Here is a 13,881-nt window from a genome sequence, read left to right on the forward strand (position 1 = left end):
TCAAACTCTCCAATAAAGTTAGTTTGTCTAGCATCTAAAAATAAAAATTGACGTTCACGTTGTTTGTTTCGTTCAGTTTTCAAAGAACTTGTCTGCCGCTTCAAAAGCGACTTCATCATATTAACATCTTCATTTTTCGATGTCAACTATGTTTTTAAATTTCTTTTTTGTCGTTTTCTGCGTTTCCGCATCAGCGACGTTTATTAATATACCATCATGGTTTTTAAATAACAAGTATTTTTTATAAAAAAATACAAAAAGTTATCTATCCTACTTTCTTCTATAGAAAGAACCCTTATCCTTTCTACTAAAAACATTCATTTTGATTGTATACAAGTTACTATACACTATCATCAACCAGGCAGTATTTCACAATAACTTCCTAACCTTTAGTCTTCTCCTTTTTTAATTTTATAATTACCATAGTTCTACTTAAGAAGGACAAATAATTATTTAAATGTAGAGTAACAAAAAACGTGGCCACTATACTAGAGCAAAACTTTAATTCCTGATTTTTCTCTCCAATCAGGAATTTTGCTTCCACAAATAACAAACTTCCCCTCGAAATATTAATTTAAGATTATTGTTAGAATTTTTTTTACATTTAATTAATGAAAGATATCCATTTTTTGTTATATAGTAAGAAAGTGCCCACAAAACTATAAATAAACTAATGGAGGAATTATTTTATGGATAGGTTAACAAAATTTTCATTAAAAAACCGAGCCGCTATTATTATCATGGTTTTTCTCATTTCCATACTCGGTGTTTATTCCGGCTCTAAATTACCTATGGAATTTTTACCAAGCATCGATAACCCTGCAATAACTGTTACGACATTATCTCAAGGGCTCGATGCTGAAACGATGACCAAGGACGTAACTGATCCCCTTGAAAAACAATTTCGTAATTTAGAACATATCGATGGCATCACTTCTTCCACACATGAGGGATTATCACGCATCGACATTGCATATACATCCAAGGCAAATATGAAAGACGCGGCACGCGAAGTCGAAAAAACAATTAATACGATTAAATTACCTAAAGATGTAACTAAACCTGTTGTTAGCCAATTAAACACTTCTATGATTCCACTCGCTCAAATTACCATCCAGAAGCAAAACGGATTTTCAAAAGCTGACGAAAAACAAATTGAGAAAGAAATCGTACCACAACTCGAAAGCATTGATGGTGTTGCCAATGTTATGTTTTTCGGAAAATCAACTTCCGAATTATCCATCGTACTTGATCCTAACCAACTAAAAGATAAAAACGTAACATCACAGCAAGTATTAACAGTTTTACAAGGAAAAGAAACTTCCACTCCAGCCGGAGCAATTACCGTTAATAAGGCAGAATACAATCTTCGTGTCATCGGGGATATAAAAAATGTAAATGACATAAAAAACATCACCGTTACACCTCAAGTAAAATTACAAGATGTTGCTCAAATTGAATTAAAACAACATTACGATACAATCTCGCACATAAACGGGGAAGAAGGAACAGGATTAATCATCATGAAAGAGCCGAGTAAAAATGCGGTTGCAATCGGAAAAGAGATTGATAAAAAGATTAAAGATATAAGCAAGCAATATAAAGATCAATTCTCTATTAAACTTTTAGCTTCAACTCATGAGCAAGTTGAAAATGCTGTTACTAGTATGGGAAAAGAAGTAATCCTTGGGGCAATTGCTGCAACTCTCATTATCTTAATCTTTTTACGCAGCTTCCGAACAACACTCATCGCTGTCGTTAGTATTCCATTATCTATTTTATTAACACTATTTTTACTCCATCAATCTAACATCACACTTAACATTCTAACTCTTGGTGGCTTAGCCGTTGCAGTTGGACGTCTCGTCGATGATAGTATCGTTGTCATCGAGAATATTTTCCGTCGTTTACAAAAAGAATCTTTCTCTAAAGATATTATTCTCGATGCAACAAAAGAGGTCGCCGTCGCAATTACCTCTTCTACTTTAACAACAGTCGCCGTTTTTTTACCTATCGGTCTCGTATCGGGAGTAATCGGAAAACTAATGTTACCTATGGTGTTAGCAGTTGTATATTCTATACTTTCTTCCTTAATTGTGGCATTAACAGTCGTTCCACTTATGGCTTTTTTACTGCTCAAAAAAACAAAACGTCGCAATTCACATTCTTCACCGCGATATGTCGCTACATTAAAGTGGGCTCTTTCTCATAAGTTTATCATTCTACTCACTTCTTTTTTATTATTTGCAGGATCAATCGCAGCCTACATACTACTTCCGAAAGCGAACATAAAGTCTGAGGATGATACAATGCTTTCCGTTAACATGACATTTCCAGCTGGTTATGATTCTGAAGCTAAAAAACAAAAAGCATTTGATTTCGAAAAGAAACTCCTCTCTAATTCTGATGTAACAGATGTTATTTTGCGAATGGGATCTAGCGCAGAAGATGCACAATGGGGACAGACAACTCAAAACAATCTTGCAACTATATTTGTAGTCTTTAAAAAAGGATCTGACATCGACCAATATATTAAAGAATTAAAAAAGGATCATACAGCTTTCGAACCAGCTGAACTTGATTATATAAAAACAAGTTACTCTGACTCTGGAGGCGGAAACAACTTACAATTTAATGTAACAGCTACTAACGAAACAAATTTACAAAAGGCTGCTAACATCGTCGAAACAAAACTAAAAAGCATGGATTCTCTTTCCAAAGTAAAAACAAATATAGAAGAATCTAAAAAAGAATGGCAAATTCATATCGATCAAACAAAGGCTGAGCAACTAGGTTTAACACCAGAATTAGCAGCACAACAAGTATCATTCCTTATGAAGAAATCTCCTATTGGGGAAATCTCAATCAATAATGAAAAAACAACTATTATGATAGAACATAAAAAGGCATCCGTTAACAAACAAGAAGATATTTTAAACACAAACATACTATCACCTATTAACGGACCAATTCCTTTAAAAGACATTGCAACTATTTCAGAAAAACAACTTCAAACGGAAATCTTCCATAAAGATGGGAAAGAAACGATTCAAATTACTGCAGAAGCTTCAAGTGAAGATTTAAGTAAAGTAAGCGCAGAAGTAAACAAAGCGATAGCCGACTTAGATTTACCTAACGGGGCAAAAGTAAATATCGCAGGTGCTACTGAATCTATGCAAGAGAACTTCACTGATTTATTTAAAATTATGGGGATTGCAATCGGGATTGTATATTTAATTATGGTTATCACATTCGGGCAGGCGCGCGCTCCTTTTGCAATTTTGTTCTCCTTGCCATTAGCTGCTGTCGGAGGTATTTTAGGATTAATCATTTCCAGAACACCTGTTGATGTAAATTCCTTGATTGGCGCATTAATGTTAATCGGGATTGTCGTTACAAATGCTATTGTATTAATAGAAAGAGTGCAACAAAATCGGGAAAACGGTATGGAAACAAGAGAAGCCTTACTAGAAGCAGGATCTACTAGATTACGCCCAATTATTATGACAGCTATAACAACAATCGTCGCTATGCTACCACTCCTATTCGGTCAATCTCAAGCTGGAAGTATGGTATCCAAAAGTCTGGCCGTCGTTGTAATTGGTGGCTTAGCCGTTTCAACCGTTCTTACATTAGTAGTTGTTCCTGTTATGTATGAACTATTAGATAAAATTGGGAGAAAAAGACGCTCCCGCAGAAAAATAAGTACGTCTACAGAAACACCTGATATTTAAACTAAAAGGCGTTATCTTCATAATTGAAGATAACGCCTTTTAGAATTCCCTACCTATCGATATAATCCAGCACTTTTTTCGTATATCGCTCTAGTGGCTTACCAGAATCTACAAGAAGATATTCATCATTTAAAAGCCTTTTACTGCCATCTAGCCACTTTTTTCAAACGCTACTCCTGATTCTACTGACTTATCTTATGTTCACGTGTTTGTAACCTACGATTAATTTCTTCTATATTATTAAGATAACATTCAATATATTTATATGTAGCCCCATACTTCCGACATAAACCTATTCCTTTTCAAGCATCCCCTCATAGAGACATGGGCTATCTAATATAACACTATGTTCTTGTTCCAATAAAAAACCTATCAGTTTCCACTCAATATCATAGGAGACTCCCCCAACAACTGTCGATTCACTCCCTCTTACCGTTAATGATTTTAATAAATGTCCGTAAAAAAACTCCCTGTTTATAAACAGAGAGTTCTTTTACGGACATTTATGCCGCTTTTACCTTCTTCGTCGTTTTACGACTTTTTTTCGCTCCTGTAAAACGCTTGTGTAATACAGATGCTACGAAACGAGAAATGATATTAAAGAGTAATACCATAATAATTAATACAGCTGCAGATTTTGTTGCAATTAACTTCGCATCTGGGATAATCCCTTCAGAGTTTAATTTCCAAATGTGAACAGCTAACGTTTCAGCTGGTCTAAATGGATTTAAAGGATGCGAGGGGCTCGAGAAGTCCGCTGCTGAATTTAAAATAGGTGATGTTAAACCCGCTGTATAAATTAACGCCGCAGCTTCACCGAATATACGGCCTGCCGCTAAAATAATACCTGTAATGATTTGTGGTAACGAAGACGGGATAATGATGCGGGCAATTGTTTGCCATTTCGTTGCACCTAGTCCAAGACTCGCCTCTTTTACATTATGAGGAACTTCAGAAATCGCATTTTCACAAACACGTGTTAAACCAGGTAAATTCAAAATAGTTAAAGCAAGAGCTCCACCCATTACTGTATATCCCCAGCCTGTCATGGTAACAAATACTAATAAGCCAAATAGTCCAACAACAATAGAAGGTAAAGACGCCATTGTTTCAATACATAAACGAACAAAACTTAAAAAACGACCTTGTTTTGCATACTCCGCTAAATATATTCCAGCCCCTAGTCCAAGAGGAATAGATATAATAAGTGTTATAACAAGCATGTAGAAAGAATTGAATAACTGTGGACCAATTCCCCCACCAGCTCTTGTATTGCTTGGTTCTCCGAATAAGAAACTAGGATCCCAAAATCCCCATCCCTTTTGCAGAATTTCGTACATTAAAAAAGCCAGCAAAGCTACAACTAAAGCTGCAACCCCATAAAAGATACCTGTCCAAACTTTATTTACCGTTCTTGCATTCATTATTATCGCTCACCTCTTTGACCAATCGCTCGAATTACTAAAATAAACAGGAATGAAATAACAAGTAAAATCATTGCTAACGTCCATAGCGCATTGTTCCAAGCTGTTCCGTTCAATGTATTCGTCATATCCATTGTCAGAATACCTGTTAACGTTGCTGTTGGACTATATATTCCTTCCGGTAATTTAATCGTGTTCCCGATTACCATTTGAACCGCTAACGCTTCACCAAAAGCACGCGCTAACCCTAAAACTATACCTGTTAAAATTCCTTGTTTTGCAGCAGGAACAATAACTCGGCTAATCGCTTGCCATTTCGTCGATCCTAGACCGTAAGAAGCTTCCAAGTAATCAAACGGAACAGAGCGTATTGCATCAGAGGCAATACTAGCAATAGTAGGTAAAATCATAATACTCAGGACAATAATACCCGCAATTAAACTAAATCCCACTCCACCGAACGAATCCCGTAATAGAGGAACCAAGATCGTAACCCCTAATAATCCGTATACAACTGATGGAATACCAACTAATAATTCTAAAACAGGCTTTAATACTTTATTCCCAAACTTCGGCGAAATTAAATTCATGAATATAGCAAGAGCTATAGCAATTGGTGCACTAATGACAACAGCACCTAACGACACAAGCGTCGAACCGACAATAAAGATGACAGCACCATACGTACCTTGATCAGCATTTGGATTCCATTTTGTTGAAGTTAACACCTCAGAAAATGAGATACCACTTTGCGTGAAAGATTGAATTCCTTTGCCGCAAATAAACGCAATAATAGCTAATGTAATAAAAACAATAAAGATACCGCAAAACGTAACAAGTGATCTACCTATATATTCACTCTTTACGTAATTAATTTGTTTTTTCCCCTTCATCACAGGACAGACCCCACTTCATAGATTGCATTGAACAGGACTGGCCTTGCAGCCAGCCCCATAAAATTTTATTACTTATCTAATTTAGACATTGGGATGTAACCCATATCTTCTACTTGTTTTTCGAAATCTTTACCTTTTACATAATCAATGTAAGCTTTTGTCGCTTCTTTTGCCTCACCTTTAGTTACCATGTACTCGTAAGACCAGAATGGATATTTACCAGCAGAGATGTTTTCAATTTTCGGTTCAGCACCATCAATTTTCACAGTTTGCAATGCACCTTTTTTATCGCCAACCATGTAAGACATTGCTAAATAGCTGATTGAACCTGGAGTAGAGTTAATCGCTTGCTCTACTGCACCGTTAGAATCTTGTGTTGTACCAGTTCCATCATTAATTTTAGCTTCTTTCATAACTGTTTTTTCAAATGTAGCACGTGTACCAGATGAAGCTGGACGATTAATTACATTGATTTTTTCATCTTTTCCGCCTAACTCTTTCCAGTTCGTCACTTTTCCAGTGAAGATATCTTGCACTTGTTTTGCTGTTAAGTTATCAACTTTTACATCTTTATTTACGACAAGCGCGAATGCAATACCCGCTACCTTGTTATCTACTAATTCTTTTGCTTTTTCAGCATCTTTTATTTTATCTGAAGCCGGAACATCCGAATTACCAATTTGTACTGCACCAGATGCTACTTGGTTAATCCCAGTTCCACTACCGCCACCTTGAACTTGAATAGAAACTTTTGAATTTTTCTCCATGAATTTCTTTCCAGCTTCCTCCGCAAGAGGTTGAAGAGCTGTAGAGCCAGCCGCTGCAATCGTACCTGATAATTCTTGTTTTGCATCGCTACCTTTAGCAGCTTCCTTATTATCCGTACTTTCTGCTTTTCCACATCCAACTAATGCACCTGCAACAACTAAAGCCGCTAAAGAAAATTTAATACCCTTTTTCATAACCATGTCTTGTACCCCCATTTGGATTATCACTTTTCGAATTCATCTTCTTTCGAACACAAATTCATTGTAGGACAACAATATTATGTGAGTGTTAAGCAATTTTTAAGTTTAAGTAAATAGAGATAACATCCCCTAAAAGCTAGACATTCCAACATTTACAGTTGAAAAAGCCAACAAAACCCACACTAAACACGTAGTATTGTAAATTTAATCTTAACAATGTAAATTCAATGTAAATGATTTTCTGTATTTTTCCCTTTAGGTTAAAACTACATTTACAATTCCCCTATATTTTTAAGCTTTTACACTCTTACTTTAAGAAGAATTCCAGTAATATTTTTCGGTACAACTAAATAAATTGGAACAATTCTAAAAATATTTGAATATTTTTAAAGTACTAATTGACAGCATCATTAAATGTAGTCTACTATATTAGTATCAAAAAGTTTACCTAAGGAAACTTTTTGAACTAAAACTAAAAATATAGAGATGAGGTAACTTTTATGGTATCGGCTAATACTAAACCCCTTTCCGAATTCAGAACAGGGGAATTTGTACAAATTGAGAAGATACAATTAGAAGGAACTATGAAACGACGTTTATTAGATTTAGGCTTTTTTCCTGGAGCGACAATTAAAGTATTACAACGCAGCCCACTTGGAGACCCAGTCGCTTATCAAGTAAGCAACACAACTATTGCACTGCGTAGTGAAGAAAGCTCCCTTATTTTCGGGGTATTAATAGGAGATGATTTCAGATGAGTAACCATCGCATTGCGTTAGCTGGTAACCCGAATACCGGGAAAAGTACATTATTTAATACTTTAACAGGCTTAAAACAACATACTGGAAACTGGACGGGGAAAACTGTTTTAAAGGCTGAAGGGGAATATAAGCATGGCGGAAATATATATACAATAATAGATTTACCTGGAACTTACTCACTGTATTCAAATTCGGCAGATGAAGAAGTAGCACGAGATTATATTATATTTGAAAAACCAGAAGTAACTGTAGTTGTTATAGATGCAACTGCAATGGAGAGAAATTTAAATTTAGCACTCCAAGTGATGGAAATGACAAACGATGTGGTCATTTGTATTAACTTAATTGATGAAGCGGAGAAAAAAGGAATCATTATTGACGAAAAGAAATTAGCAAAATCACTCGGTGTACCTGTAGTGAAGATTTCTGCTCGCAACCGAGTAGGCATTGGTCATTTGCTAAATGTCATCGCTAAAGTAGCAAATAAAAAACTAATTCCAACACCAATTAAAATTACTTATAACGATAAAATCGAAAATATGATTCAGGAATTAGAACCACAAATTTATAAAGTATTCGGTGATACGTATCCAGCACGTTGGATTGCATTACGTATATTAGATGGAGATAAGAATTTCTTAACTACACTTCAAAAACACCATAACGAACCACTTGTAAGGGAGGTTATAATCAATGGAATCTCACTCAGCCAGTAAAGCTCTTCCACTGGACTATATTGTTCAACATGCACAAACACTTTCAAAAGAAGATATACGAGATGATATTGTCGGAGATATTTATCGAACCTCCGCAAGTATATGTAAAGAAGCTGTTCAATATACAAATACCGATAAATTGTATCGTTCTGAAAAACTAGATAAAATTTTCACATCTCCAATCTGGGGATTCCCAATTATGCTCGGTATTTTATCTATTATTTTTTATCTTACAATTGCAGGCGCTAACGTACCTTCTGATATGATCGCTAAGTTCTTTGGCTGGGTAGAAGGATATTTAACATCTTGGTTCCAAGCAATGCATGCACCAGAATGGCTACATGGCATTTTAATACTTGGTTTATTCCGCGGTATCGGTGCTGTTATTAGCGTTATGTTACCACCTATGGCAATCTTTTTCCCTATGTTCGCGCTATTAGAAAACTACGGATATTTACCACGTGTCGCATTTAACATGGACCGCTTATTCAAACGATCTGGTGCACATGGCAAGCAATCTTTAACAATGGCAATGGGATTCGGTTGTAATGCAGCTGCCATCATGTCAACACGTATTATTGAATCACCACGTGAACGTATGCTTGCAATCTTAACAAACAACTTCGTTCCTTGTAACGGTCGCTGGCCTATGTTAATTTTAATGGCTTCATTATTTATGGCTGCTGGTTATACAGGTAGTATGCAAACACTTGTTACTGCTGGCGTTGTAGTTGGAATGGTTGTAATTGGTGTCATTATGACATTAACCGTTTCTTGGGTACTATCAAAAACAGCTTTAAAAGGTGTTCCGACTCACTACACACTTGAGTTACCACCGTACCGTAAGCCAAAAGTTTGGAATACAATTGTACGCGCAACACTCGATAAATCAATATATGTTTTAAAACGAGCTGTAGTTGTAGCTGCCCCTGCAGCTGCATTAACTTGGTTACTTGCTAATATTTTCATCGGTGACACAAGCTTACTTATGTATTTTGTAAACTTCCTAGATCCATTTGCTAAAATGTTAGGACTTGACGGATTTATTCTAGCAGCGTTTATTCTTGGACTACCAGCTAATGAAATTGTTATTCCGATTTTATTAATGTCTTACTTATCAACTGGTGCTTTAACTGAAATAGATGATTTTAATCAAATTAAAAATCTATTCTTAGAACACGGTTGGACTTGGTTAACCGCGTTAAACACAATGTTGTTCTCTCTTCTTCATTTCCCATGTGGAACAACACTAGTTAACATATATAAAGAAACAAAAAGTGCAAAATGGACATTCTTATCGTTCGCAATCCCTACTGTTATTGCCATTGTTGTTACATTCCTCTCTACACAATTGGTACATTGGTTAGGACTTGTATAAAAAACAAAGCATACATAGAAGGTATCCCCCTTCACATATGCTTTGCGCAAAAGAAACCTGAAATTATTCAGGTTTCTTTTTTTCTTTCCACGGCTGCGCTCCATACGTTGTAATTTTTTTATGAATGAAGTATATGGCTCCCGGAAGAACCGCCATTAATATCGTGCAACTAATTCCCAATCCAGTAAACAACTTACATCACCTTATTTCACTCTCTTCGGTAAAGCTGAACCTGAATGTGCAATCGTTGGATGAACATGAACAGTAATTTCAGCATTACTAAAGTATTTTTCACCTTGATCCCAATTCTTATCTATCTTCTTCCATTCTTTATAATTATGCCGCTTATATACTTCTCCTAACGCTAATACATCTACCTTATATTTTTTTTGAACAAGCTTAATCGATTTTTGGATACGCTTCTCCATTTCCTCCGCAATGGTTTTCTTTAATCGCTTTTCATTCATAATTTGTTTATGATCACTAAAATGCAACTCTGCTAAGGTCCCTTCCAAAGATAAATGGATATCAAACTTCGGTTTTGTAGCATTTTCCGTAGATACTTTAATCTTTCGGTGCATCTTATGAATTTCGTATGTAACAAGCTGACCTTGTTTACGGATAGTATAGAACCCTCCAATTTTTTTACCTATTACATAATTCATCCCTAATGTTTCTTCTCCATTCAAACTGCCTACACACTTATTATCTTTTCCACGAAACAACGCTGCCCCGTTCATTTGTACCCCCTGCTTTGTTAGTTCGAGAATAGGTAATACGAAACTTTGGTTAGCAATCATTTTTTGCTGTACCTCACCAATTCTTGCAGCTTCAATCATTTGAGCATTTTTCGGAGGATGCTCAGCTAACATATCAATATACTGCGCTGGCAAATTTTCAGGCTTGGCACTCTGCTTTAAAATAGCTTCTGCATTTTTCTTAGAAACGAACAAACGAATATTTCTTCTCATTTCATGATCGCGAATATATACATCTAACGTATTTTGTAAAACATATGGATTCGCTAGTAAATCTTTAGAAAAAATTATCACTTGTATATGCGGAAAGAATAATGAGCGACTAATTTTTTTAGCGATAATTCGTATTTGCTCAAAGACACTATCTGCTTTCGCACTAACATTAATATAATTTTCGCTATCTCCATCCCCTTGTCCACCTTGTTGCGACAATTTACTTGGGAGCACCATCTGATACGTCCCTTTCATAATTGGATTCGATTGTTTTTCCTTCACGATATCGTAAGCCGCCCCTACTACAAATCCCCTTTCTTCTATCTCCTCCAGCTCAGAGCACCCACTAATAGATCCAGCTAAAAACATAATTATTATAATTTTAAGAAGGTGTTTCATTTCCACCATTCCTTCTTTTTATTTTATATACAATAAAAACTAGCAAAGGTGCTGACACAACAAACCCCATATCTATCCAAGCTAAATAAGTCCCATAACTTGATAAATCATTCGAATTGCCAGGTATCATATTCACCATAAAAATAATAGGAGCACTCACAAAAATAAATACGTGTTTCTTCACTTTCGGAAACATAGCACAAAATAATAAAGATGCGACGTCATAATACATTGCTGTAGTGTTATAAATAGTAATAATCCAAGTAGTAAAAAAAATGGCATCAAATCTTTCTAAAAAACCTCCACCAATTTCAATTTCTTTACCCAATTCAATTGTTGGATACGTCAATCCACGGGTTGTCATATACGAAAAAACGCTAATACAAGTTACATAAATTAAAATGTATGACAGCACATTTACCATCACTGCTTTTGCAACTGCCATTGGCGCTTTTTTCGCTGTCTTATCGTTCAACATCACAGCATAAAACAGAGCTACCTCAAATCCGATAAATGTGAAAATAGAATTTTTAACTCCTACAGCATATTGACTTGCGTTCGTTTGAAAAGCTGGTAGTAAATTGTTTATTTCCATTAAATTCACATTCAATAAAGAAAGCAACACTATCGCAATGAACACGATAGGTAAGAATAGAACATTTAACCTTACTAAAGCCGCTCTCGATCCTGCTACTCCATAAATAACAACTAATAAGAAGAAGAAAGAGAGTAGCTGTATTGGTGTATCACTAAATAAATATGTTTGTGAAATAATTGCAATCATTCGCGATTCATATGCGGTCAAAGCAGCAAATGTTAATACTAAAATGCTACTAATTGTGTATGCAACAGGCTTCGTCAAATGTGCACTTGTATATTGAACAAAGTTTTGTTTTGGGAATAAAATAGCTATCCTCGTTACAAACCAACCTAAAATTGCACATATCAATCCACCCAAAAGCAAAATAATCCAACCATCCGAAAATAAAGTTTGGTCAGCAATATCTCGAGGCATAGATAATGCACCTATACCGATAATTGTTGACGATACCGCAAAACCAAGTTCCCGAGATCCAATTTCTTCATCCCCATATTCAAATGGTTTCAATTACTCTCGCTCCTTTGGACGTAGTGTAGAGTCTTTCGTTTGTAAATATTCTGGTCTCTCTTTTAACATTGATTTTGGTAGGCGAACCAATTCTTCTTCCCAATCTTTATAAAAAGCAGGAGCAATAGGTGTTGTATACGGTACCCCAACACTCTTTAAATTTGTAATATGGATCGCCAGTGCAATAAGAGCTAAAATGATTCCGTATAACCCAAAAGCAGTTGCAGCTAACACGAAGACGAAAAGTAAAATTCGAAATGTAATCGTAATGCTATATACAGGAAGTGAAAATGTAGCAATTGCGGTAACCGCAATAATAATTACTAAAAACGGATTTACAATCCCCGCATTTACTGCCGCTTCTCCAATTACAAGACCGCCTACGATGCCAATTGTTTGTCCCATCGGTTTCGGAAGCCTAATCCCGGCTTCTCGTATTAATTCCATCGTTAATGCCATCATTAACGTTTCTATATAAGCAGGAAACGGCACCCCTTCTCTCGCTCCCGCAATGGAATAAGCTAGTTTAGATGGAATAAGCCCTTGATGATACGACACAAGCGCTACGTACATGGCAGGTAATAAAACAGCAGCGATACCTGATCCCATACGTAATATTCTTAATAACGTTCCAATTACCCAACGCTCATAATGATCTTCTACAGATTGAAAAATATCAACAAACACTAGTGGAGCTATAAGAGCAAATGGTGACCCATCTACTAAAATGGCCGCTTTCCCTTTCGCCAATGCAGCCACTATATTATCTGGTCTTTCTGTATTTAAAAACTGCGGAAACGGCGATAAATTATTATCTTGAATTAATTGTTCAATCGTTCCTGTCTCAAAAATGACATCTGTCACTATTGATTGAAGACGCCGATCTAGCTCGTTTACGATGTAAGGGTTAATAATATCCTCTATATATACTAGGGTTACTTCTTTCTGCGATCGCTTCCCCATAATATAAGATTGAAACCGTAACTTCGGATCACGTAAACCACGGCGAATTAACATTTTATTCACATTAATATCTTCATTTAACCCAACCCTCGGTCCACGAATTAAATCTTCTGTCACTGGCGGTTCTAGACTTCTTTTCTCCCAAGCCCTACTGTTAACAACAATAGCCGTTTGAATATTATCAATTAATATGACTGTATCTCCTGCTAAAACCGCATTTATAATATCTGGAAAAGTCGTCTTCATACCGACTTCTGCAATAGAAATAAAACGATCCAATAATATCTGAACCACAGCTGCTTCATTTGGTATTTCTTCATATTGAAGTGTACGAACTACATATTTATAAACATTATCCTTATCTGTCAATCCACATAAGAAAACAACCGCACAACGTGTAAAACTACCAGCAAGAGCAACTTCTCTAATTGTTAAATCATTAGGTGAACCTAACTCATCTCTAATTTCCTTCATAACTTCAAACAAGTTACCTTTTAGCTCTAACAATTTCCCCACCTAACTTCCTTTTCAACAAGTTTTTAGTTAGATTCCGCTAATAGAAG

General features: G+C 35.8%; 11 protein-coding genes and 1 pseudogene. 4 read left to right on the forward strand and 8 right to left on the reverse strand.

Annotated elements, in window-relative coordinates; genetic code table 11:
• Nucleotides 1-689: 689 nt before the first annotated feature.
• Nucleotides 690-3,734 (forward strand): efflux RND transporter permease subunit, encoded by a 3,045-nt coding sequence (locus CQ058_RS19740; protein ID WP_002188349.1) that lies wholly within the window; start codon nt 690-692, stop codon nt 3,732-3,734.
• Between the two features lie 49 nt (nt 3,735-3,783).
• Here the strand turns inward: CQ058_RS19740 and CQ058_RS32340 are convergent.
• From CQ058_RS32340 to CQ058_RS19760, 4 genes and pseudogenes are all read right to left on the reverse strand, one after another.
• Nucleotides 3,784-4,188 (reverse strand): annotated as a pseudogene (locus tag CQ058_RS32340) (P-loop nucleotide/nucleoside kinase family protein); the annotation flags it as partial.
• A 49-nt stretch (nt 4,189-4,237) separates the two neighbouring features.
• Entirely contained in the window at nt 4,238-5,158 is a 921-nt protein-coding gene (gene pstA / locus CQ058_RS19750) for a phosphate ABC transporter permease PstA (protein ID WP_002010630.1), read from the reverse strand.
• A 2-nt stretch (nt 5,159-5,160) separates the two neighbouring features.
• Nucleotides 5,161-6,051 (reverse strand): phosphate ABC transporter permease subunit PstC, encoded by an 891-nt coding sequence (pstC, locus tag CQ058_RS19755; protein WP_002090872.1) that lies wholly within the window; start codon nt 6,049-6,051, stop codon nt 5,161-5,163.
• A 71-nt stretch (nt 6,052-6,122) separates the two neighbouring features.
• Nucleotides 6,123-7,022, reverse strand: a complete 900-nt coding sequence (locus tag CQ058_RS19760) for a phosphate ABC transporter substrate-binding protein PstS family protein (protein ID WP_002188347.1) — start codon at nt 7,020-7,022, stop codon at nt 6,123-6,125.
• A gap of 500 nt (nt 7,023-7,522) precedes the next feature.
• Between CQ058_RS19760 and CQ058_RS19765 the strand changes: the two genes are divergently transcribed.
• The 3 genes from CQ058_RS19765 to CQ058_RS19775 are packed head-to-tail and all read left to right on the forward strand — an operon-like array spanning nt 7,523 to nt 9,877.
• Nucleotides 7,523-7,780 (forward strand): FeoA family protein, encoded by a 258-nt coding sequence (locus CQ058_RS19765; protein WP_002090873.1) that lies wholly within the window; start codon nt 7,523-7,525, stop codon nt 7,778-7,780.
• Nucleotides 7,777-8,499, forward strand: coding sequence for a FeoB small GTPase domain-containing protein (locus CQ058_RS19770; protein ID WP_002010621.1), 723 nt, complete (start codon nt 7,777-7,779; stop codon nt 8,497-8,499). Before CQ058_RS19765 ends, CQ058_RS19770 begins: the two co-directional genes overlap by 4 nt.
• The gene (locus tag CQ058_RS19775) at nt 8,477-9,877 is read left to right on the forward strand and encodes a nucleoside recognition domain-containing protein (protein ID WP_002125307.1); all 1,401 of its coding nucleotides are present in this window, start codon (nt 8,477-8,479) and stop codon (nt 9,875-9,877) included. Before CQ058_RS19770 ends, CQ058_RS19775 begins: the two co-directional genes overlap by 23 nt.
• 63 nt (nt 9,878-9,940) lie before the next feature.
• On the opposite strand, the gene CQ058_RS32345 is transcribed toward CQ058_RS19775, so the two are convergent.
• From CQ058_RS32345 to gerLA, 4 genes are read right to left on the reverse strand one after another with little or no spacing between them, the layout of a single operon-like run.
• A complete protein-coding gene (locus CQ058_RS32345) occupies nt 9,941-10,069 on the reverse strand; it encodes a hypothetical protein (RefSeq protein ID WP_002029830.1) in 129 nt (42 codons plus the stop codon).
• An 11-nt stretch (nt 10,070-10,080) separates the two neighbouring features.
• The gene (locus CQ058_RS19785) at nt 10,081-11,247 is read right to left on the reverse strand and encodes a Ger(x)C family spore germination protein (protein WP_002125306.1); all 1,167 of its coding nucleotides are present in this window, start codon (nt 11,245-11,247) and stop codon (nt 10,081-10,083) included.
• Nucleotides 11,231-12,355 (reverse strand): endospore germination permease, encoded by a 1,125-nt coding sequence (locus CQ058_RS19790; RefSeq protein ID WP_002029832.1) that lies wholly within the window; start codon nt 12,353-12,355, stop codon nt 11,231-11,233. Before CQ058_RS19790 ends, CQ058_RS19785 begins: the two co-directional genes overlap by 17 nt.
• A complete protein-coding gene (gene gerLA / locus CQ058_RS19795; RefSeq protein ID WP_080019353.1) occupies nt 12,356-13,834 on the reverse strand; it encodes a spore germination protein GerLA in 1,479 nt (492 codons plus the stop codon).
• Nucleotides 13,835-13,881 lie beyond the last annotated feature (47 nt).

It is taken from the genome of Bacillus sp. MYb56 (genome assembly GCF_002976445.1).
Classification (GTDB): Bacteria; Bacillota; Bacilli; order Bacillales; family Bacillaceae_G; genus Bacillus_A; species Bacillus_A mycoides.

Bases quoted from the DNA above. Each gene is read 5' to 3' on its own strand.
- CQ058_RS19740 (WP_002188349.1), top strand. From the start codon at position 690: ATGGATAGGTTAACAAAATTTTCATTAAAAAACCGAGCCGCTATTATT.
- pstA (WP_002010630.1), bottom strand. From the start codon at position 5,158: ATGAATGCAAGAACGGTAAATAAAGTTTGGACAGGTATCTTTTATGGG.
- pstC (WP_002090872.1), bottom strand. From the start codon at position 6,051: ATGAAGGGGAAAAAACAAATTAATTACGTAAAGAGTGAATATATAGGT.
- CQ058_RS19760 (WP_002188347.1), bottom strand. From the start codon at position 7,022: ATGGTTATGAAAAAGGGTATTAAATTTTCTTTAGCGGCTTTAGTTGTT.
- CQ058_RS19765 (WP_002090873.1), top strand. From the start codon at position 7,523: ATGGTATCGGCTAATACTAAACCCCTTTCCGAATTCAGAACAGGGGAA.
- CQ058_RS19770 (WP_002010621.1), top strand. From the start codon at position 7,777: ATGAGTAACCATCGCATTGCGTTAGCTGGTAACCCGAATACCGGGAAA.
- CQ058_RS19775 (WP_002125307.1), top strand. From the start codon at position 8,477: ATGGAATCTCACTCAGCCAGTAAAGCTCTTCCACTGGACTATATTGTT.
- CQ058_RS19785 (WP_002125306.1), bottom strand. From the start codon at position 11,247: ATGAAACACCTTCTTAAAATTATAATAATTATGTTTTTAGCTGGATCT.